Origin of the sequence: Diaphorobacter sp. JS3050 (assembly GCF_013154915.1) — a bacterium.
In the GTDB taxonomy this organism is placed as follows: domain Bacteria; phylum Pseudomonadota; class Gammaproteobacteria; order Burkholderiales; family Burkholderiaceae_C; genus Diaphorobacter; species Diaphorobacter nitroreducens.
The window spans coordinates 3,049,748-3,070,289 of the sequence record NZ_CP053553.1 but is presented as its reverse complement, the minus strand read 5'-3'; the positions used below and the strand labels follow the sequence as shown (position 1 = coordinate 3,070,289).

Sequence of the window (20,542 nt, the reverse complement as noted above, 5' to 3'; positions counted from 1 at the left end):
AGGAGACCCATCAAGATGATCGATTTCGTTTCGGTGCTGGACCAGCACGCACGCACGCGAGGCCATGAGCTGGCCTTGCGCGCCGACGGGCGTGACTGGACTTACACGCAACTGGCCGAGCAGACGCGCCGCGCGGCACGCGTGCTGGCCGACGCGGGCGTGGTGGCGGGCGATCGCATCGCCATCTTCACGCTGAACACGCCGGGGTTCGTGTTTGCTCTCTTCGGTGCGTGGCGCCTGGGCGCGGCCGTGGTACCGGTGAACCACAAGCTGCAGGCGCCGGAGGTGCAGTACGTGCTGCAACACAGCGGCGCGCGCGTGGCCGTGGTCGACGCCGCCCTTGTGCCCGTGGCGCGGCGTGTGCAGACCGGGGTGCGTTGGCTCGCGACGGCGGGTGATGCCGAGGGCTGGGCGTCGCTTGATGCGCTGATGGCTCAGGCCGAGCCGTATGGGGCCGAGCACCCCGCGCCGGCGGGCGATGTCCTGGCTGAAGTCCTCTACACCTCGGGCACCACGGGCCGGCCCAAGGGCTGTCTGCACAACCACGCCAATCTGTTCCAGACCGCGGTGTGCGCGGCGGCATCGGTCTCGCTCACGCCATCGGACCGGGTGCTCACGGCCATGCCCATCTGGCATTCGTCGCCGCTCAACAACTGGTTCCTGGGCGCGCTGCTGATTGGCGCCGCCAATGTCCTGCTGCGCGAATACACGCCGCAGGCGTTTGCCGATGCGCTGGTGCGCGAGCGCATCACCTTCACCTTCGGCGCGCCGATCGCCTTGCTCGCGCCGCTGCAGGTGGTGGCTGGCATAGGTGAATATGACTTCGGCGCGATGCGCATGTGGGCCTGCGGCGGCGGGCCGCTGAGCGCCGACAACACCCGGCGCCTGATGGCGGGTTACCGTACCAGCCGCCTGATGCAGGTCTATGGCATGACCGAATCGGGGCCCCTGGGCGCGGTGCTCTATCCCGAGGAGGCCGAGCGCAAGGCGGGCTCCATCGGCCGCTGTGGCAATCCCGGCGTACTGCTGCAACTGCGCCGCCCCGATGGGCGCCCGTGCGCGGCGGGGGAAGTGGGCGAGATCCACCTGCGCAGCGCGTCGATGATGGAGGGCTATCTGGACGATCCGCAGGCCAGCACGGCGGCGTTCACCGAGGACGGCTGGTATCGCAGCGGCGATCTGGCGCGCATCGACGAAGAGGGCTACATGTTCATCGTCGATCGCATGCGCGACATGATCGTGACCGGCGGCGAGAACGTCTACTCCAGAGAAGTGGAAGACGCGCTCTCGGGGCATCCCGATGTGGCGCAAGTGGCCATCATTGGCCGTCCGCATCCGGACTGGGGCGAGACGGTGACGGCTATCGTCGTACCCAAGCCGGGTGTGGCGTTGCGGGAAGATGAACTCAAGCAGTTCCTGGAGCCGCGTCTGGCGCGCTACAAGATTCCGCGCATTTACGAGTTTCGCGCCGAACTGCCCTGCACGCCCAGCGGCAAGGTCCAGAAGCACTTGTTGCGTCACGTAGCGTCCATCTGACACGGGAGCATCCGGGCATTTTTACAATGCCTGGATGTTTCCTGATTCGTCCGTGCCGGCTGTTGCCGCACCCTTGCTCGCCCACCTCAACCCCGAGCAGCTCGCTGCCGTCACGCTGCCCGCGGGCCATGCGCTGATTCTTGCCGGCGCAGGTTCGGGCAAGACGCGCGTGCTCACCACGCGCATCGCTTGGCTGCTGCAGACCGGGCAGGCGTCGCCCGGCGGAATTCTGGCCGTCACCTTCACCAACAAGGCCGCGAAGGAGATGCTCACGCGCCTCGCCGCGATGCTGCCGATCAGCGTGCGCGGCATGTGGATCGGCACCTTCCACGGTTTGTGCAACCGCATGCTGCGCGCGCACCACAAACTAGTGGATCTGCCGCAGACTTTCCAGATCCTGGATGCGCAGGACCAGCTTTCGGCCATCAAGCGCCTGCTCAAGGCGTACAACGTTGACGAGGAGCGTCACCCGCCCAAGCAGGTCGCGTGGTTCATCAACGGTTGCAAGGAAGAGGGGCTGCGCCCGGCGGGCGTGCCTGCGCCCAATGAAGAGACGAAAAAGCGCGTGGAGCTTTACCAGCTCTACGAGGCGCAGTGCCAGCGCGAGGGCGTGGTCGATTTCGCCGAGCTGCTGCTGCGCTCGTACGAGCTGCTGCGCGACAACGACCCGGTCCGCGCGCACTACCAGCGGCGCTTCGCGCACATCCTGGTCGATGAATTCCAGGACACCAACCGCCTGCAATACCTGTGGCTCAAGCAGCTCGCTGGCGACGTGGTCGATGGGCGGCTGGTGACCCAGGGCAGCGTGCTGGCCGTGGGTGACGACGACCAGAGCATCTACGCCTTTCGCGGTGCACGCGTGGGCAACATGCAGGACTTCGTGCGCGAGTTCGACGTGCAGCACCAGATCAAGCTGGAGCAGAACTACCGCAGCTACAGCAACATCCTGGATTCGGCCAACGCGCTGATCAGCCACAACAGCCGGCGCTTGGGAAAAAACCTGCGCACCACGCAGGGCCCGGGCGAGCCCGTGCGCATCTACGAGGCCAACAGCGATCTGGCCGAGGCGCAGTGGATGGTCGATGAGATCAAGCAGCTCGTGCGGGACGGCGAGATGCCGCGCAAGGAGATCGCTGTGCTCTACCGCAGCAATGCGCAGAGCCGGGTGATCGAATCGGCCCTGTTCAACGCCAGCGTGCCCTACCGCGTGTACGGCGGGCTGCGCTTTTTCGAGCGCGCCGAGATCAAGCACGCGCTGGCCTACCTGCGCCTGCTGGAGAACCCGCACGACGACACCAGCTTTCTGCGCGTGGTGAACTTCCCGCCGCGCGGCATTGGTGCGCGCACGCTGGAGGTGCTGCAGGATGCGGCGCGCAGCAGTGGCTGCTCGCTGCACGACGCGGTGAGTGCGGTGCCTGGCAAGGCCGGCACCAACCTGGGGGCCTTCGTGGCCCTGGTTCAAGTGCTGCGCGAGCAGACGCAGGGCCAGAACCTGCGCGGCATCATCGGCCAGGTGCTCGAATCCAGCGGCCTGCTGGAGCATTACCGCCACGAAAAGGAAGGCGCGGACCGGCTGGAGAACCTGGACGAGCTCATCAACGCGGCCGAGAGCTTCGTCACCCAGGAGGGCTTTGGCCGCGATGCGGTCGCGCTGCCGCTGGACGAGCACGGCAACGCCCTCACGCAAAGCCCGGCCAGCCAGGGGCTGGACCCCGATGCGCCGATGCTGGATATCCCTGGCAACGTGGATGCCGACACCGGCGAAACGCTGTCGCCGCTGGCGGCCTTCCTGACCCACGCCGCATTGGAGGCGGGTGACAACCAGGCCCAGGCGGGGCAGGATGCGGTGCAGCTCATGACCGTGCATGCCAGCAAGGGGTTGGAGTTCGACTGCGTGTTCATCGGCGGCATGGAGGAAGGGCTGTTCCCGCATGAGAACTCCATGAGCGACCGCGACGGCCTGGAGGAAGAACGCCGCCTGATGTACGTGGCCATCACCCGCGCGCGCAAGCGTCTGTACCTGAGCCATTCGCAGACGCGCATGCTGCACGGGCAGACGCGCTACAACGTCAAGAGCCGCTTTTTTGATGAGCTACCCGAGGTGGCGCTCAAATGGATCACACCGCGCCAGGCAGGGTTTGGATCTTTTGCTCCTGATTCAGGAGCTGATCGCGCTTACCAGTCGGGCGCTAGAGGCCAATTTGGCTTCAAGACCGAAGTATTCGCCAGTCCCCCCGTACCCCCGGTCAAGGCGGCGCCGGGCCATGGCCTGCGCGTGGGGCTGGCGGTGTTCCACACCAAGTTCGGCGAGGGCAAGGTGCTGGCCATCGAGGGCGCGGACGCCGACGCGCGGGCGCAGGTGCACTTTCCGCGCCACGGCACCAAGTGGCTGGCGCTGTCGGTGGCCAAGCTCACCATCGTCGAATAAGTGCTCGCCCAGAGACCGCGGCCTTCTGTCTTGCTTATTCAAAAGTAACTTGAAATTTCCCCGACATCGGGAGGCAGCGCGGGCTTCACGCCCAGGGAATGCCGCGTGGGGCTTGAGACGTATGGGGCCAGCGCATGTCCCTCATCGATTTTTCGGGATAACTTTTGATTACAGGAAACCCCGCTGGCACGCATTGCCGCGAATAAATTGCTCCTTGGGAATGAACGCCGCCAGCGCCCCTGTGATGCGCGTTCACTGTCAAGCACCACGCAAGGAGTAGAGATGGGGATGGAACACAGAGGAACCCTGGGTTGGATGGCGGTGGCCATGGCGGCGGTGTGGCTCGCGGGCTGCAAGGATCCGGCGGGCACGGCGGCGGTGCAGGCCTCCACCCCGACTCCGGCCACGGCTCCACCCCTCGCCATGGCTGCGGCGTCGGCGGCAACAACCACGGCGGCGCCTGCCGCAACAGCGGTGGTTGCGGCTCCCCCTGGTGCTGCTCCGGCCGCGCCACGCACCTTGCCGCTGGGCGTGCAAGGCGTGGCACCGGCGGGGGTGACGGTACGCGTCAAGAGTGTGCAGATCGGGGGGGACGCCACGGTGCTGGATGTGAGCATCTCCTTTGCCAACCGCATCACCGATTCCACCATGCTGGCGCTGGCCGATACCTACCTGCAGGACGAAAGCGGCGCGCGCCTGCACGTCAAGCGGCCGGACCACAACCGGGACATCACCATCCGCGAAGGCCAGACCCTGGATGGGCAACTGGTTTTCCTGGGCCGCGTGCTGCCCACCGCGCGCACGCTCAAGCTGGTCTTCAATGACGGCAACGATGGCGACAACATCGTGGCGCCGGGGCTGTCCATGGACCTGCCGCTGCAGGCGGGCTGATGGCGGTGCGGTGTTCGCCAGCCTGGCAGGCTGCCCTGTGGGCCGCGTGCTGCGCCGCTGTGGCCTCAGCAGCGCAACCATTGGAAGTGCGGCGCAGCAGCCAGTCGCTAGCGGCGACGCCCACCCATTTGCAACCAGCGGACGCTGCCCCGCTGACCCAATTGCAGCCGCACGTGACGCACGGCGGCCTGGTGCCGCGCGAGACCGAAACCCGGCTGCAGGCGGCGGCAGGGCCGGCCACGCTGCTGCGCGCGGCCGAGGTGCCGCCGCAGCGGCTGGAGCAGACCCGCGCGCTGCTGGTGGAACTGCAGGCCCAGCCCACGCCCGAGCAGGCCATCTCCATCGACCTGCCTGCCGATGTGTTGTTTGACTTTGACAAGGCCGAGTTGCGGGCCGATGCCGCGCGCTCGCTTGACAAGGCGGCCGAGCTGCTCAAGAGCTACCCCCAAGCGCCCATCGACGTGGTGGGACACACAGACGGCAAGGGGGGCGATGCCTACAACGACGCCTTGTCGCAGCGCCGCGCCGCCGCCGTTGCCGCCGCGCTGCAGTCGCGCACGGGGCGGCCGATCGCCACGCGCGGCATGGGCAAACGCCAGCCTGTCGCGCCCAATACCACGCCGGATGGGCGGGACGATCCTGATGGGCGCCAGCGCAACCGGCGCGTGCAGATCGTGATCGGGGCATTGCCGGTGCGGTAGGGGATGGGACCCGGGCCCGCGCGTGGCTCAGGCGCTGTGGGTCCGTGTGTCCTCGCGTGTGCACGGAAGGCCCGGCGTGCGAAGCAATGTCTTGAAGATGTCATGTACACGTCATGCGGGCGCAACAGACGTACTCCAGGATCGCGGGACCTTGATTGCCACTACCGAGTCCAACGACCCATGAACACCACGATCGTTTCCGAGTACGACGACAATGAAATCGTCAACCATTCGTCCAACCAGCACATCGACAGCGTCCTGGCCGCGCGCCTGAGCCGTCGCAGCGCCCTCAAGGGCGGTGTCGGCGCCACCACTGCGGCTCTGCTGGGCGGCGTGAGCCTGAGCGCCTGCGGCGGCGGCAGCGACGATGACGAAACTCCCGCACCCGAGCCGATCCGCCTCAACTTCAATGCCGTCGCCAAGAGCAACGCCGACCTGGTAACGGTACCCGAGGGTTACCAGGTCAGCATCCTGCACGCCCTGGGCGACCCGATCCACTATGGCGACGAGTCCTGGAAGGACGATGGCTCCGAGACGGCCGAGTCCTATGACCGCCGCATCGGCGACGGCCACGACGGCATGTACTACTTCGGCATGTCCGACGACGGCAAGTTCGACCCCAGCCGCTCCGACCGCGGCCTGTTGTGCGTGAACCATGAGTATGTGGTTGCGCCTTATGGTCTGCATCCCACGGGGCGCATCACGGTGGACGGCAAGCGCCCGGCCGAGCAGGTGGACAAGGAAATCCGCGCCCACGGTGCCAGCGTGGTGGAAGTCAAGCGCAAGAGCGGCAGCAACGAGATGGAGATGGTGCGCGGCTCCAAATACAACCGCCGCATCACCTCGGCCACGCAGATGGACTTTGGCGGCCCCGCCGCCGGCAACGCCAAGCTGTTCAACAAGCTCTCGCCGGACGGCAAGCAGGCCTTCGGGATGAACAACAACTGCGCCAACGGCTATACGCCCTGGGGCACCTACCTGACGTGCGAGGAGAACTTCCTGAACGTCATCGGCCGTGCCGCCGGCGACGACGCCCAACGCTCCGCCACCGAAATCGTGGCCCTGAAGCGCTATGGCTTGCCCGAGAACCGCAAGAGCCCTTACCTGTGGGACACCGCCGAGGGCGAGCAGTACCAGCGCTGGAACAGCAAGGTGAGCGCCGCCAGCGCCGCGGAGGACTATCGCAACATCTTCAACACCTTCGGCTGGGTGGTGGAGATCGACCCCTTTCGCCCCGACAGCAAGCCCGTCAAGCGCACGGCGCTGGGCCGCTTCAACCATGAAGGGGCATGGCCGGCACCCGCCAAGGCCGGCGAGCCGATCGTCATCTACTCTGGCGACGATGCGCGCAACGAGTACGTGTTCAAGTTCGTGTCCGATGCCAAGTGGGACCCCAAGGACATCAACGGCGGCGTGGCCGCCGGTGCCAAGTACCTGGACAAGGGCACGCTGTACGCCGCCAAGTTCAACAACGATGGCAGCGGCGAGTGGCTGGAACTGACGTTCGGCAAGAACGGCATCGACGCCACCAACGCGCTGTACCCGTTCGCCGACCAGGCCGACGTGGTCATGCACTGCCGCCTGGCGGCCGATGCCCGCGGCGCGACCAAGATGGACCGTCCCGAGTGGGGTGGCGTGAACCCGTTGAACAACGAGGTGTACATGACCATGACCAACAACTCGCAGCGCACGGCCGCCACGCTGAACGCCGCCAACCCGCGCGTGGGCAACACCAATGGCCACATCATCCGCTGGAAGGAAGAGGGCGGCCAGGCGGGTACCAAGTTCCAGTGGGACGTGTACCTGTTCGGCGCGCGCAGCGACAACAAGCAGAGCGAGAACCTGTCGGGCCTGACGGCCGTGAACGATTTCTCCAGCCCCGACGGCCTGCATTTCGACCAGCGCAGCGCCAATGCCGGCGGCCTGCTGTGGATCCAGACCGACGACGGTTCCTACACCGATGTGACCAACTGCATGATGCTGGCCGCCATTCCCGGCAAGGTCGGTGACGGCGGCAAGGTCACCACCAAGGAGGGCCAGGCCACGATCATGGGCTCCAAGCCCACCGAGGCCACGGTGCGCCGCTTCCTGGTCGGCCCGTTCGACTGCGAGATCACGGGTGTGGTGGTCACGCCCGACGGCAAGACGCTGTTCTTCAACGTGCAGCACCCGGGCGAGGATGCTGAGAAGGCCAACTTCGCCACCAGCACCTTCACCAGCTACTGGCCCGGCAACCAGCCTGGGATCACCAGCAGCCACAAGGGCCTCAAGCGTCCGCGCTCGGCCACCGTGGTGGTGACGCGCAAGGACGGCGGCACGATCGGTATCTAACCGGCTTGCACGGGAGCCGTCTCTCGCCTTGCGCGCAGGACGGCTCCGCGGTACTTCCAACCCGCCTCTGGCGGGTTTTTTCTTGCCTGTTCAGGGCGAGGGCGCGGGTGGAACCTTGTTCGCTGAGGAGCAGCCACCCCAAGCGCACTGTTTGGCTCGGGGCACGCCCGGGTACGCCGAAGCGCGCGGGGACTCGGCCCGCTCCGTCGGAATATCTGGAAGCACGGGACCGGGCGGAGCGCCCCGACGACTCCGCTGGCGCAGCTTTATGAATCCTGCTCGGGTGACGCCGCAGCGGACGAGTCGCCGTGGTCGTGGTGGGGCGCGTCGAAGCTGTCGCGGAACGTGAACACCACCGACGAGAAGAACATGGCGGCCAGCATCATCGCCGTCGCCACCATGATGCCGCCGGCCATGCCGGCGCCCAGGCCGATGGCGCTCAGCATCGTGACCAGCAGGCTGATGACCACGCCTGCGCCGAGGAACACGCCCATCCACGACAGCCCATACACCGTGAAGGCCCCGAAGTTGCGCAGGCAGGCGACGATGCTGAAAAACAGCGCCTTCACGGGCGGCACGTTGTGCCAGTGCACCAGGCCGGGCGCGTGCCAGAACAGCAGCGACAGCGGCACGTACAGCAGCAGCGACAGCCACATGGCCGCCTGGAAGCTGCCCGACTCGGCCATCTCGCGCGTCAGCGGCTCGCCGCCCAGGTACACGCGTGCGAACTGCCCGCCGTCCACCAGGGCCGACAGCCCCATCAGGCCGAGGAAGCCCACGGCGTAGAGCGCGCCCAGGGTCAGCATGTGGTTCAGCCGCTGCTTGCCGGTGCGAAACGCCACCAGCAGCAGTGCGGGCGTGGGCACGCGGTCCTGGCTGGCCTCGGCCGCGGCCACCATCATGGCCAGCGTGGCCGAGGGCAGCAGGCCCAGCGCCACGGCGGGGCCGATCAGGGGCAGCATGGTGGCCAGCGACATCGCCGCCATGGTCATGAAAAACAGCGCGGCCAGCGCCATGGGCTGGCGCCAGAACACGCGAATGCCCAGGCGTACCCATTCCAGGCCCGCGCGCGCGGGGACGATGTGCAGTTTCATGGATTGGAAATCGAAGGTGGAGCGCCGCGGCAGCGGTGCGGGCGCATGGGGGAATTTACCCCAGTTGCCGCTGCACAGGCCGCAGCGGTGGATGAAACCAACGGTTATGTGTGGAGTGGCTGTTGCGCGGCGCGCGGCGCACCATGGTGGCTACAGAGTCACCGGGTGGGCCGCTCGCTGGCGCAGCACGCGCTCAAAGTGTGTGGGGTCGTGGGGCTTGAGCATGGCGGCCTCGCGCGGCAGGTAGAAGTCCCACAGGCGCGAGATCCAGAAGCGCAGCGCCCCGGCGCGCAGCATGGCGGGCAGCAGGGCGCGTTCATGCGCGGTGAGCGGGCGCACGGCCTGGTAGGCGTCGATCATGGCCTGGGCGCGCGGTGCGGCGTGCGCGCCGGTGGGCAGGTCGATGCACCAGTCGTTCAGGCACACGGCCAGGTCGAAGAGGAAGGGGTCCACGCCCGCGAAATAGAAGTCGAAGAGGCCCGTGAGTTCCTCGCCTTCGAACATCACGTTGTCGCGGAACAGATCGGCATGGATGGGGCCGCGCGGCAGCGCCGCGTAGGCGCTGGAGGCCGCCACATGGTTCTGGTAGGCCAGTTCGGACTGCAGCAGCGCCGCCGGCTCGGCGCCGATGTGCGGCAGTACCACCGGCACGGTCTCGTTCCACCACGGCAGGCCGCGCAGGTTGGGCTGCTGGCGTTCATAGCCGCTTGCGGCCAGGTGCATGCGCGCCAGCATGGTGCCCACGGCCGCGCAGTGCGCTTCCTGGGGGCTGAGCTGGCTCTTGCCGCGCAGCTTGGTGGCCAGCGCAGCGGGCTTGCCGCACACCTGGTGCAGGATCTCGCCATGCTTGTCGGCCTGCGGGTCCGGCACGGGGATGCCCGCGTGCGCCAGATGCTTCATCAGGTGCAGGTAGAACGGCAGCTGCTCTGCGGTGAGGCGCTCGAACAGCGTGAGTACGTACTCGCCCTGCTCGCAGGTGACGAAGTAGTTGGTGTTCTCGATGCCGCCCTCGATGCCGCGCAGCTCAAGCAGCTTGCCCAGCTGCAGCCGGCGCAGCAATTCGCGCGCCTCTTTGGTGGAGACTTCGGTGAAAACGGCCATCGGTCAGTACGTCAGTGCACGCGGCGTGCTGAAAAAAGCGGGGGAAGGAGCGGGCGATGCGGGCCGCCCAGGAATGCCGCGTTGGCAGCGGTCAGAAATTGCGCAAGTTCCACACGCGCGGTGCGGTCACGGTGTCCGACTCGTTGAAGTTGCCGGGGCGTGCGCGGGCTCCGTCGTTGGAGCGCACTTCGTACGCGGGCAGCGGAGTGCCGGTCTTGGGTTGCACGGTGATGCTCTGCGTCTGCCCGCCCACGCGCAACTCTTGCACGCGGCTGCCGGCGTCCTCCACCACGATGTGCTCTACGCGCTGGTTGTGGCGCCCTTCAGCCTGCTGCTCTCTTTCCAATAGCTGGCCGCGCCCGTCCGTACTGGGCTGAATGGCATTTTGGCTTGCATTCTGAGCCAGGGCGGGAGCACTGGCCAGGGCCAGCAGCAGGAAGGTGGAGTGGAGAGCGCGCATGGCGCGATTGTAGGCGCCGTGCGCCGGCGTGCGCGCTCAGCGCTGCGGCGGGCAGGTGCTGGCGCTGCAGGCCTGCGTGTACTTGCCGATGAAGGTGCGGAAGTTCTTGCCGAGCTTGCCCATCTCCTCGCATACGTCGCCGCGCGCATCGAAGGCAAAGCCCTGCGTGCCGGCGGCGTTGAACAGCTCCACGCGCGTGAGGCCCAGGCGCGCGAACTGCGCTGGGTCGTGCCACTGCTGCGCGCAGATGTTGTGGAAGACGAAGGTGTTGTACACCAGCTCGGTGACCTCGGGCTTGTTCATCTGCGCGCGCAGCACGCCGCCGTCAAACTGTGCGGCACTGATGCCGTGCAGCGACTTCTGCATCGAAGGCGGCACGTTCTTGAAGTCCGGGTTGGCCCACGCCAGGGTGGTGGTGGCGCAGGCGAGGAGGGCGAGCAGGTGGTGTTTCATGGGGCAGCCTTGGGGAGAGGGGAGGGCGCGGCGCACCGCCGGGCCATGGCGACGGATTGTGCCGCTTTCCACTGCACCTGCCCGCGTGCGGGGTGCTGATTGCGATGGCGGCCACGGCCGATGAGCGTGGGAGAATTCGCCGATGACACGCCCCAAGACCCTGGTGCTGGTGGATGGCTCCAGCTACCTGTACCGCGCATTCCATGCCATGCCCGACCTGCGCGCCGTGCCGGGCGATCCCGCCAGCGCCCCCACGGGGGCCATCCGCGGCATGATCAACATGCTGCAGGCGCTCAAGAAAGAGGTCCCTGCCGACTACGCCGCCTGCGTTTTCGATGCCAGCGGCCCCACTTTTCGCGATGCGCTGTACCCCGAGTACAAGCAGCACCGCGCGCCCATGCCCGATGACCTGCGTGCGCAGATCGAGCCCATCCACGAGGTGGTGCGGCTGCTGGGCTGGCCGGTGCTGTGTATCCCCGGCGTGGAGGCCGACGACGTGATCGGCACGCTGGCTGCTACCGCGGCCGGCCAGGGCATGCAGGTGGTGATCTCCAGCGGCGACAAGGACCTGAGCCAGCTGGTGAACGAAAACATCACCATCATCGACACCATGAACGGCAAGAAGCGGGACGTAGCCGGCGTGACCGCCGAGTTCGGCGTGCCCCCGACGCTCATGGTGGACTACCAGGCCCTGGTGGGCGATGCCGTGGACAACGTGCCCGGCGTGCCCAAGGTCGGCCCCAAGACCGCCGCCAAATGGCTCACGGAATACGGTTCGCTGGATGCGCTGCTGGCCAACGCGGGCGCCATCAAGGGCGTGGCCGGCGAGAACCTGCGCGGGGCGCTGGACTGGCTGCCCACCGCGCGCACGCTGGTCACCATCAAGACCGACTGCGACCTGGCGGGCCACCTCGATGGTCTGCCTGCTATCGATGCGATAGCTGTTGGCGCTGAGCAGGCGGACGCGTTGCGCGATTTTTATCAAAAGTACGGTTTCAAGAGCCTGGCACGCGCGCTGCCGTCCGCGGTGGTGCCGGATGCTGGCGCCAGCGGAGACCTCTTCGCCACGCCCGACGCCAGCGCCGTCGCCGTGCAGGCGCAGCAGCGCGAGGTGACCTACGACACCATCCTCACCTGGGAGCAGCTCGACGGCTGGCTCGCGCGCCTGAAGGCCGCGCCGCTGGCGGCGCTGGACACCGAGACCACGTCGCTGGACGAGTTGCGCGCCGAGATCGTGGGCGTGTCCTTCAGCGTTGAGCCCGGAGCCGCCGCTTACATCCCGCTGGCGCACAACGGCCCTGACGCGCCGCCGCAGCTGCCGTTGGCCGAGGTGCTGGAGCGCCTGCGCCCCTGGCTGGAAGACCCGGCCTGCCCCAAGCTGGGCCAGCACGTGAAGTACGACCGGCATGTGTTCGCCAACCATGGCATCCAGGTGCGCGGCTATGCGCACGACACCATGCTGCAAAGCTACGTGCTGGAAGTGCACAAGCCCCATGGCCTGGCCAGCCTGGCCGAGCGCCACACGGGCCGCACCGGCATCAGCTACGAAGACCTGTGCGGCAAGGGGGCCAAGCAGATCCCGTTTGCCCAGGTCCCGGTGGACAAGGCTGCGGCCTACTCGTGCGAGGACTCCGACCAGACGCTGGATGTGCACCGCGTGCTATGGCCCCAGCTGCAGGCCGACGACAAGCTGCGCGGCATCTACGAGCTGGAGATGGCCTGCAGCGAGACCTTGTTTCGCATCGAGCGCAACGGCGTGCTGATCGACGCGGGCAAGCTGGCCGCCCAGAGCCACGCGCTGGGCCAGCGCATCCTGCAGCTGGAGCAGGAGGCGTACGCCATCGCCGGCCAGCCCTTCAACCTGGGCTCGCCCAAGCAATTGGGTGAAATCTTCTTCGACAAGCTGGGCATGCCCGTGGTGAAGAAGACCGCCACCGGCGCGCGCAGCACCGACGAAGAGGTGCTGGAGAAGCTGGCCGAGGACTACCCGCTGCCCGCCAAGCTGCTGGAACACCGCAGCCTGTGCAAGCTCAAGGGCACCTACACCGACAAACTCAGCACGCTGGCGGACCCGCGCACCGGCCGTGTCCACACCCACTATGCGCAGGCCGTGGCCGTCACCGGGCGGCTGTCCAGCAACGAGCCCAACCTGCAGAACATCCCCATCCGCACGCCGGAGGGCCGGCGCGTGCGCGAGGCCTTCGTGGCACCCGCGGGCCGCGTGATTGCCAGTGCTGACTACAGCCAGATCGAGCTGCGCATCATGGCGCACATCAGCGGCGACGAGGCGCTGCTGCACGCCTTCCGCGAGGGCCTGGACGTGCACCGCGCCACGGCGGCCGAGGTGTTCGGCGTGGCGCTGGACCAGGTGAGCAGCGAGCAGCGCCGCTACGCCAAGGTCATCAACTTCGGCCTGATCTACGGCATGAGCAGTTTCGGCCTGGCCAAGAACCTGGGCATCGAGACCAAGGCGGCGGCGGCCTACATCGACCGCTACTTCCAGCGCTACCCCGGCGTGAAGCAGTACATGGAAGAGACCAAGGCCCAGGCCAAGGCGCGCGGCTACGTGGAGACCGTGTTCGGCCGGCGCCTGTACCTGCCGGAGATCAACTCGCCCAACGGCCCGCGCCGCGGCGCGGCCGAGCGCGCCGCCATCAACGCGCCCATGCAGGGCACGGCGGCCGACCTCATCAAGAAGGCCATGGTGGCCGTGCAGGGCGAGCTGGACGCGCGCAAGCCCGAGGTGCTCATGATCATGCAGGTGCACGACGAACTGGTGTTCGAGCTGCCCGAGGGCGAGGTGGACTGGCTGCGCCGTGAGATCCCGCGCCTGATGGCCGGCGTGGCCGCGCTGCAGGTACCGCTGCTGGCCGAAGTGGGCGTGGGGCCCGACTGGGACAAGGCGCACTGATAGCGCTTGTAGCCCGTTGGCCCGGTGGCGCGGGCGGGTCGCATGCGCAAAATGGCCATTGCCGCTACATTGGCACGCCATGCCTCCTGGCCAGCGCCGGGGGGCGTCCGTCCCCCAACCCTTGCCACCCCTTGCCAGGAGCCTCCGTCATGCACAGCGATCTCCAGAACGACTTCGATGCACTCGTCCCCGGCCGTAGCACGGCAGCGGGCGCCAGCCGCCGCACCGCGCTGGGCGTCATGCTGGGGGCCGGCTATGCCGCCGCGGCCGCGCCGGTGATGGCGCAGACAGCGGTCTCCACCCCGGCCGACGGGCTCACGGCGGGGGAGGTGCACTTTGCGGTGAACGGCTTTGACGTGCGGGCCTACCGCGCGGCGCCGCAGGGCAAGACGGGGCTGCCCGTGGTGCTGGTGATTTCAGAGATCTTCGGCGTGCACGAGTACATTGCCGACGTTTGCCGCCGCTTGGCGCACGAGGGCTACCTTGCCGTTGCCCCCGACCTGTTCGCGCGCCAGGGCGACCCGCGCGCCTACAGTGAAGTCGCCAAGCTCATGAGCGAGCTGGTGTCCAAGGTGCCCGATGCCCAGGTCATGGCCGACCTGGATGGCGCCGTGCAATGGGCCGGAGCCCATGGCGGTGACCTCCAGCGCGTGGGCATCACCGGCTTTTGCTGGGGCGGCCGCATCACCTGGCTCTACGCCGCGCATGGCCCGGTGAAGGCCGGGGTGGCCTGGTATGGCCGTCTGGTGGGGCAGGCCAGCGCCCTGAATCCCAAGCACCCCGTGGACCTGGCGCCCATCCTCAAGGCACCCGTGCTGGGTCTGTATGGTGAAAAAGATGCCGGCATACCTCTTGACACGATTGATAAGATGAAAAGCGCCCTGTCAGAAGGGTCTGCCGCAGCGAAAGCCTCGCGGTTCGTGGTCTACCCGGACGCGCCGCATGCCTTCCATGCCGACTACCGCCCGAGCTTTCGCAAGGAAGCCGCGCAGGACGGCTGGAAGCGCACGCTGGCCTGGTTCAAGCAGCACGGCGTGGCGTGAGCCACGGCAGCCAGCACGCACACAAGCCCTTCGGGGCTTTTTTTGATGGCGCGGCGAGAGTTTGGTTTTGAATGAAATTGGCATCTGAGCCAATAAGAGAAAGCGCAAGTAGCTATGACATTGATAGCGATCATCCTGGCCACGTTGGCCGCGGGCATTGGCAGTGTGTGGGTGGCGGCGGCGCTGCTGCGCCTGGGCATGGGCACGCGCCAGCGCGTGGGGCCGCAGCATCTGCTGAGCCTGGCCGCGGGCGCGCTGCTGGCGACCGCCTTCATGCATCTGCTGCCCGAGGCGTTCGAGAGCCAGGCCAGTGCGCACGACCTGTTTGCCACGCTGCTGCTGGGGCTGGTGTTCTTCTTCCTGCTGGACAAGGCCGAGCTGTGGCACCACGGCCATGAGCACAGCCCGTCCGAGCGGCACATCCATGGCCAGGGCCACCACGACCACCACCCTGACCACGCGCACGACCACCACCATGGCCCGGGCCAGCACGGGCATGGCGGCTGGGCGTTGCTGACCGGTGACAGCGTGCACTGCTTTGGCGACGGCTTGCTGATCGCCTCGGCCTTCATGGCGGACATGCGGCTGGGCGTGGTGGCCGCGCTGTCGGTGCTGGCGCACGAGGTGCCGCACCACATTGGCGACCTGGTGGTGCTGCGCCACAGCATCCGCCACCGCAACGCGGCGCTGCTCAAGGTCTCGCTGGCGGGCGCGCTGACGGCGCTGGGCGGCCTGGTGGGCTACTACCTGGTGGGGCTGTGGGACGGCGGGCTGCCGTATTTCCTGGCCATCGCCTCCAGCAGCTTCGTGTACGTGGCGCTGGCCGACCTGATCCCGCAACTGCAAAAACGCCTCTCGGCCGCGCAGACGCTGGCGCAGATCGCCTGGCTGGCGGCCGGCATCGCGGTGGTGACCTTTGTGAGCGGGCTGGCGCACGCGCATTGAGCACGGCAGCGCGTTCGCCGGTGTGCGCGCCGCGCCTGCCTGCCCGGGGAGGACCGCGGCGCCAGTCCAAGGGCCGGCGGCCGCGCAGAGGGTGCAGCCGTTTAGAGGGTGCGGGCGTGTGGGCGCCTGGAACGCCGTGAACGTCGCAGCCGTATCAACCCGTGGCCAGCGCCTCGCGCACCCCGGCCACCTGGCGGCGCGAGACCGGCAGGGGCTCGGTGAGCCCGTGCAGGCGCACGGCCCAGCCTTCGCCCTCCTCGGCGTCGTAATAGCGCTCCAGTGCGCGCATGGCGCGGCGGGCCACCAGCGTGCTGCGGTGCACGCGCAGAAAGTGGCCCGCGTGGCGCGCCTCCAGGTCGGACAGCGCGCTGTCGATGACGAAGCTGCGCGTGAGGGTGCGCACCGTCACGTATTTCTGCTCGGCGCGCAGGAACAGCACGTCGTCCAGCGGCACGCGCTCGGTGCGCCCGCGCTCCTGGATCAGCAGCACCTCGCAGCTGGGTGCCGGCAGCGGCGAGCGCGTGGGAGCGGCGCTGGGGGCCGCGGCGCGCTGCGCCTTGGCCAGTGCCTGCTGCAGGCGCTGCAGGCGCACGGGCTTGGTCAGGTAGTCCACGGCATCCAGTTCGAAGGCCGACAGCGCATGGTCCGCGTGGGCGGTCACGAACACGATGGCCGGCGGGTGCGGCAGGCGCTGGATGTGGTGCGCCAGTCCCAGGCCGTCCTGGCCGGGCATGTGGATGTCCAGCAGCACCACGTCCACCGCGCGGCCGCCGCTGGCCTCGAGCTGCGCCAGTGCGTCCGCGGCGTGCGCGGCCTCCGTCACGCTGTGGCGGGGGTCGCAGTCGGCCAGCAGCGTGCGCAGGCGGCTGCGGGCCAGAAGTTCGTCGTCCACGATCAGGATGTGCATGGGGCGTCGACTGTAGTGGATGTGGCGTGCCGCGTGGTCCGGGGATTCAGGGCGCGGGCAGCGAGATGCGCACCTGGTACAGGCCGCCCTGTACGCCGGCGCTGAAGTCGCAGTCCACGTCGTGCAGCAGGCGCAGGCGGTCGCGCACGTTTGCCTGGGCGATGCCGTGGCCGCGCGGCGCGTCCTCGGCCGTGGGGCGATCGGTGGGCAGGGTGTTGGTGATGGTCAGCACCACGCGGCCGCCGCGCCGTTCGGTGGCGATGCGCAGCTTGCCCCCGCGCGCACTGGGCTCCACGCCGTGCTTGACCGCGTTTTCCACCAGCGGCTGCAGCAAGAGCGGCGGCAGGCGCGCGGCGTTGGCGCGCGCATCCAGCACCCATTGCACGCGCATGCGTTCGCCAAAGCGCACCTGCTCGATGTCCAGGTAGCGGCGCGCCAGCACGATCTCTTCCTCCAGTGTGGCGGACTCGCCCTGCTCCACCAGGGCGTGGCGGAACAGGTCGCTCAGGTCTTCCAGCAGCGCCTCGGCCTTGGCGGGTTCGTCGCGCACCAGGGCAATGGCGCTGTTGAGCGTGTTGAACAGGAAGTGTGGGCGGATGCGCGCCTGCAGCTCGGTCAGGCGCGCGGTGGTGGCGGCGGGCGTGCGCGCGCGTGCGCGCATTCTCAGCGCGGTGACCAGCAGCGCCGCCAGCAGCGCGCCGCTGGCGGCGCTGGCCAGCCACGGCGGCGGGGCGCCCGCGGGGCCGCTGGCCAGGGCCAGCATGGCGCAGGCCAGCAGGCCGGCCAGTGCGCCCAGCAGCACGCCGGCGGCGTACTGCAGCGGCTCCTGCAGGCGCTGCAGCGCCGTCTTGAGGCTGCAGGCCGTGATCAGCCAGGCGAGGGTGGCCGGCAGCGCGCCGCCCGTGAGCAGCGCCAGGCGCGCCAGCCATTCGGCCAGGCTGCCCGCGGCGAACAAGGCGCCCACGCCCAGCACCAGTTCCACGAACAGCACGGCGCGCAGCACCACGCCCACCTGGCAGGCGTCGAACACCAGCGCGCGGCCGCGTACCGCACTGCGCGGTGCGGCTTCGGGCAGGGCGGCGGGGCGGGTCGATAAAATTTGCGTCTCTTGCATTGCGGCATCCGGGCGTTCCGGGTGTCGAAACCCCCGGATTATTGCCCCCATGTCCTCTTCTTCCGCCTCGCAACCGTCCCACGACCAGCTCGCCACCAAGGCCCAGGCCTGGTCGGCCTTGTTCTCCGAGCCCATGAGCGATCTGGTCAAGCGCTATACGTCGAGCGTGTTCTTCGACAAGCGCCTGTGGCAGGCCGACATCGCGGGCAGCCTGGCCCATGCCGAGATGTTGGCCGCGCAAGGCATCATCAGCGCGCAGGACCACGCCGACATTCAGAAGGGCATGGCCCAGATCACGCAGGAGATCGCGTCCGGGGCGTTCGAGTGGAAGCTGGACCTGGAGGACGTGCACCTGAACATCGAGGCGCGCCTGACCCAGCTGGTGGGCGACGCCGGCAAGCGCCTGCACACCGGCCGCAGCCGCAACGACCAGGTGGCCACCGACGTGCGCCTGTGGCTGCGCGGCGAGATCGACCTGATCGAGGGCCTGCTGAGCGAGCTGCAGCTGTCGCTGGTCGAGGTGGCCGAGCAGAACGTCGAGGTGATCCTGCCCGGCTTCACCCACCTGCAGGTGGCGCAGCCCGTGAGCTTTGCGCACCACCTGCTGGCTTACGTGGAGATGTTCGCACGCGATGCCGAGCGCATGCGCGACGTGCGCCGCCGGGTGAACGTGCTGCCGCTGGGCTCCGCCGCGCTGGCCGGCACCACCTACCCGCTGGACCGCGAGCGCGTGGCCAAGACGCTGGGCATGGAGGGCGTGTGCCAGAACAGCCTGGACGGCGTGAGCGACCGCGACTTCGCCATCGAGTTCACGGCCGCCGCCAGCCTGTGCATGGTGCACGTGAGCCGCCTGTCCGAAGAACTCATCATCTGGATGAGCCAGAACTTCGGCTTCATCAAGATCGCCGACCGCTTCACCACCGGCTCGTCGATCATGCCGCAGAAGAAGAACCCCGACGTGCCGGAGCTGGCGCGCGGCAAGACCGGCCGCGTGGTAGGCCACCTGATGGGTCTGATCACGCTGATGAAGGGCCAGCCCCTGGCCTACAACAAGGACAACCAGGAAGACAAGGAGCCGCTGTTCGACACAGTGGACACGCTGAAGGACACGCTGCGCATCTTCGCCGAGATGATCGGCGGCCAGATGAACCCCGCCACCGGCTGCAAGGACGGCGGCATCACCGTGAACGCCGAGGCCATGCGCGCCGCGGCGCTCAAGGGCTACGCCACGGCGACCGACCTGGCCGACTACCTCGTCAAGAAGGGCCTGCCGTTCCGCGACGCGCACGAGACCGTGGCCCACGCGGTGAAGGCCGCCGTGTCGCACGGCGTGGACCTGTCGGAGCTGCCGCTGGCCGTGCTGCAGGGCTTTCACCCGGCGATCGAGAAGGACGTGTTCGATGCCCTGAGCCTGCAGGGCTCGCTGAACGCGCGCAACACCCTGGGCGGCACCGCGCCCGCGCAGGTGTGCACGCAGCTGGCGCGCCACCGTGCGCGGCTGTCGGCCTGATTGCCCGTCAAAAATAGGAGCTTGCAGCGCTTGATGTAAGCGGTTTTCAGTATGTTTTGATGCTGAAACGCTTTGCTGGCAAGCGCGAACAGCTCCTGAATTTGTATCGCCCTGCCGCCCCAGGAGAGCCACCATGAACCTGCACCGCCGCCACCTGCTGGCCCGCGCCCTTGCCGCCAGCGTGCTGCCGGCGTTGCCCGCCTGGGCCGACGGCACCAAGCCGGTGCGCATCCTGGTGGGCTTTCCGCCCGGAGGCGGCTCGGATGCCATCGCCCGCCTGCTGGCCGACAAGCTCAAGGACGTGCTGGGCATCCCCGTGGTGGTGGACAACCGCCCCGGCGCGGGCGGGCAGATCGCGGCGCAGGTGCTCAAGGCCGCGCCGGCCGACGGAACCACGCTGTTCCTCACGCACGACCACACCCTCTCCATCCTGCCGCTGGTGGTGAAGAACCCCGGCTTCGACCCGGTGAGCGACTTCGTTCCGGTGGCGGGCTTTGCCACCTTCGTGAACGCGTTTGCCGTTTCGGGCGGCACGCCCGCGCGTTCGTTCAACGAGTATGTGCAGTGGCTCCAGGCCGCGCGGGGCGGCCAGGGCGCGGTGGGCGTGCCGGCGCCGGCGTCCACGCCGGAGTTTCTGGTCAAGCTGCTGGGCCGCAAGTACCGGCTGGACCTGGTGGCCGCGCCCTACCGCGGCAGCGCGCCCATGATCGGCGACATGCTGGGCAACCAGATCGCGGCGGGCGTGGGATCGGTGCAGGACTTCATCGAGCACCACCGCGCCGGCAAGCTGCGCGTGGTGGGCGTGCTGGGCACGCAGCGCCAGGCCGCGCTGCCCGATGTGCCCACGTTCGACGAACTGGGCCTCAAGGGCTTCGAGGACCTGCCGTACTACGGCATCTACGCGCCGGCCGGCACGCCCGGCGCTTTCATCGCGCAGTTCTCCGCCGCACTGGCGCAGGTGCTGGCGCAGCCCGCGGTGCATGAGCAGCTCACCACCCTGGGCCTCACCGTGGGCCACATGGCGCCCGGGCAACTGGCCGCGCGCCAGAAGGCCTACACCGCAGCCTGGGCACGCATCATCCGCAACAGCGGCTTCACGGCGCAGTAGGCGTGCAGT

16 protein-coding genes are annotated in these 20,542 nt (G+C 68.2%); 10 read left to right on the top strand and 6 right to left on the bottom strand.

Annotation, left to right across the window (positions count from 1 at the left end):
* Window positions 1–15 precede the first annotated feature (15 nt).
* The 5 genes from HND92_RS14675 (at window position 16) to HND92_RS14655 (ending at window position 7,887) form a co-directional block, all read left to right on the top strand.
* Entirely contained in the window at window positions 16–1,536 is a 1,521-nt protein-coding gene (locus HND92_RS14675) for a class I adenylate-forming enzyme family protein (RefSeq protein WP_172208077.1), read from the top strand.
* Between the two features lie 34 nt (window positions 1,537–1,570).
* The gene (locus HND92_RS14670; RefSeq protein WP_172208076.1) at window positions 1,571–3,964 is read left to right on the top strand and encodes a UvrD-helicase domain-containing protein; all 2,394 of its coding nucleotides are present in this window, start codon (window positions 1,571–1,573) and stop codon (window positions 3,962–3,964) included.
* Between the two features lie 288 nt (window positions 3,965–4,252).
* Window positions 4,253–4,855, top strand: a complete 603-nt coding sequence (locus HND92_RS14665; RefSeq protein ID WP_253940044.1) for a hypothetical protein — start codon at window positions 4,253–4,255, stop codon at window positions 4,853–4,855.
* A gap of 173 nt (window positions 4,856–5,028) precedes the next feature.
* Window positions 5,029–5,556 carry an OmpA family protein gene (locus HND92_RS14660; protein WP_253940043.1) on the top strand — a complete coding sequence of 176 codons (528 nt, stop codon included), beginning with the start codon at window positions 5,029–5,031 and terminating at the stop codon, window positions 5,554–5,556.
* Window positions 5,557–5,736: 180 nt separating this feature from the next.
* Complete coding sequence (locus tag HND92_RS14655) at window positions 5,737–7,887, top strand: PhoX family phosphatase (protein WP_172208073.1); 2,151 nt, start codon at window positions 5,737–5,739, stop codon at window positions 7,885–7,887.
* Window positions 7,888–8,153: 266 nt separating this feature from the next.
* On the opposite strand, the gene HND92_RS14650 is transcribed toward HND92_RS14655, so the two are convergent.
* From HND92_RS14650 to HND92_RS14635, 4 genes are all read right to left on the bottom strand, one after another.
* Window positions 8,154–8,981, bottom strand: a complete 828-nt coding sequence (locus HND92_RS14650) for a BPSS1780 family membrane protein (protein WP_103737397.1) — start codon at window positions 8,979–8,981, stop codon at window positions 8,154–8,156.
* Window positions 8,982–9,131: 150 nt separating this feature from the next.
* Entirely contained in the window at window positions 9,132–10,082 is a 951-nt protein-coding gene (locus HND92_RS14645; RefSeq protein WP_172208072.1) for a homoserine kinase, read from the bottom strand.
* A 91-nt stretch (window positions 10,083–10,173) separates the two neighbouring features.
* Entirely contained in the window at window positions 10,174–10,542 is a 369-nt protein-coding gene (locus HND92_RS14640) for a hypothetical protein (protein WP_011806438.1), read from the bottom strand.
* A gap of 36 nt (window positions 10,543–10,578) precedes the next feature.
* Window positions 10,579–10,995: a hypothetical protein gene (locus HND92_RS14635; RefSeq protein WP_172208070.1), complete on the bottom strand. Its 417-nt coding sequence runs from the start codon at window positions 10,993–10,995 to the stop codon at window positions 10,579–10,581.
* A 142-nt stretch (window positions 10,996–11,137) separates the two neighbouring features.
* Between HND92_RS14635 and polA the strand changes: the two genes are divergently transcribed.
* The 3 genes from polA (at window position 11,138) to HND92_RS14620 (ending at window position 15,894) form a co-directional block, all read left to right on the top strand.
* The gene (polA, locus tag HND92_RS14630; protein ID WP_047351589.1) at window positions 11,138–13,906 is read left to right on the top strand and encodes a DNA polymerase I; all 2,769 of its coding nucleotides are present in this window, start codon (window positions 11,138–11,140) and stop codon (window positions 13,904–13,906) included.
* 149 nt (window positions 13,907–14,055) lie between these two features.
* A complete protein-coding gene (locus HND92_RS14625) occupies window positions 14,056–14,949 on the top strand; it encodes a dienelactone hydrolase family protein (protein ID WP_011806435.1) in 894 nt (297 codons plus the stop codon).
* A gap of 114 nt (window positions 14,950–15,063) precedes the next feature.
* On the top strand, window positions 15,064–15,894 hold the full coding sequence (locus HND92_RS14620) for a ZIP family metal transporter (RefSeq protein WP_172208068.1): 831 nt from the start codon (window positions 15,064–15,066) through the stop codon (window positions 15,892–15,894).
* Window positions 15,895–16,048: 154 nt separating this feature from the next.
* Here the strand turns inward: HND92_RS14620 and HND92_RS14615 are convergent, their stop codons facing one another.
* Both HND92_RS14615 and HND92_RS14610 read right to left on the bottom strand, forming a co-directional pair.
* The gene (locus HND92_RS14615; RefSeq protein ID WP_015914004.1) at window positions 16,049–16,801 is read right to left on the bottom strand and encodes a LytTR family DNA-binding domain-containing protein; all 753 of its coding nucleotides are present in this window, start codon (window positions 16,799–16,801) and stop codon (window positions 16,049–16,051) included.
* 46 nt (window positions 16,802–16,847) lie between these two features.
* Window positions 16,848–17,915 (bottom strand): sensor histidine kinase, encoded by a 1,068-nt coding sequence (locus HND92_RS14610; RefSeq protein WP_172208066.1) that lies wholly within the window; start codon window positions 17,913–17,915, stop codon window positions 16,848–16,850.
* A gap of 49 nt (window positions 17,916–17,964) precedes the next feature.
* Here HND92_RS14610 and argH point away from each other — a divergent pair, with 49 nt between their 5' ends.
* Window positions 17,965–19,425 carry an argininosuccinate lyase gene (argH, locus tag HND92_RS14605; protein WP_172208064.1) on the top strand — a complete coding sequence of 487 codons (1,461 nt, stop codon included), beginning with the start codon at window positions 17,965–17,967 and terminating at the stop codon, window positions 19,423–19,425.
* 133 nt (window positions 19,426–19,558) lie between these two features.
* The gene (locus tag HND92_RS14600; protein ID WP_172208062.1) at window positions 19,559–20,533 is read left to right on the top strand and encodes a Bug family tripartite tricarboxylate transporter substrate binding protein; all 975 of its coding nucleotides are present in this window, start codon (window positions 19,559–19,561) and stop codon (window positions 20,531–20,533) included.
* The last annotated feature ends 9 nt before the right edge of the window (window positions 20,534–20,542 follow it).

Bases quoted from the DNA above. Each gene is read 5' to 3' on its own strand.
- HND92_RS14620 (WP_172208068.1), top strand. From the start codon at position 15,064: ATGACATTGATAGCGATCATCCTGGCCACGTTGGCCGCGGGCATTGGC.
- HND92_RS14650 (WP_103737397.1), bottom strand. From the start codon at position 8,981: ATGAAACTGCACATCGTCCCCGCGCGCGCGGGCCTGGAATGGGTACGC.
- HND92_RS14645 (WP_172208072.1), bottom strand. From the start codon at position 10,082: ATGGCCGTTTTCACCGAAGTCTCCACCAAAGAGGCGCGCGAATTGCTG.
- HND92_RS14610 (WP_172208066.1), bottom strand. From the start codon at position 17,915: ATGCAAGAGACGCAAATTTTATCGACCCGCCCCGCCGCCCTGCCCGAA.
- HND92_RS14670 (WP_172208076.1), top strand. From the start codon at position 1,571: ATGTTTCCTGATTCGTCCGTGCCGGCTGTTGCCGCACCCTTGCTCGCC.
- argH (WP_172208064.1), top strand. From the start codon at position 17,965: ATGTCCTCTTCTTCCGCCTCGCAACCGTCCCACGACCAGCTCGCCACC.
- HND92_RS14625 (WP_011806435.1), top strand. From the start codon at position 14,056: ATGCACAGCGATCTCCAGAACGACTTCGATGCACTCGTCCCCGGCCGT.
- HND92_RS14675 (WP_172208077.1), top strand. From the start codon at position 16: ATGATCGATTTCGTTTCGGTGCTGGACCAGCACGCACGCACGCGAGGC.
- HND92_RS14665 (WP_253940044.1), top strand. From the start codon at position 4,253: ATGGAACACAGAGGAACCCTGGGTTGGATGGCGGTGGCCATGGCGGCG.
- HND92_RS14600 (WP_172208062.1), top strand. From the start codon at position 19,559: ATGAACCTGCACCGCCGCCACCTGCTGGCCCGCGCCCTTGCCGCCAGC.
- HND92_RS14655 (WP_172208073.1), top strand. From the start codon at position 5,737: ATGAACACCACGATCGTTTCCGAGTACGACGACAATGAAATCGTCAAC.
- HND92_RS14615 (WP_015914004.1), bottom strand. From the start codon at position 16,801: ATGCACATCCTGATCGTGGACGACGAACTTCTGGCCCGCAGCCGCCTG.
- polA (WP_047351589.1), top strand. From the start codon at position 11,138: ATGACACGCCCCAAGACCCTGGTGCTGGTGGATGGCTCCAGCTACCTG.
- HND92_RS14640 (WP_011806438.1), bottom strand. From the start codon at position 10,542: ATGCGCGCTCTCCACTCCACCTTCCTGCTGCTGGCCCTGGCCAGTGCT.
- HND92_RS14635 (WP_172208070.1), bottom strand. From the start codon at position 10,995: ATGAAACACCACCTGCTCGCCCTCCTCGCCTGCGCCACCACCACCCTG.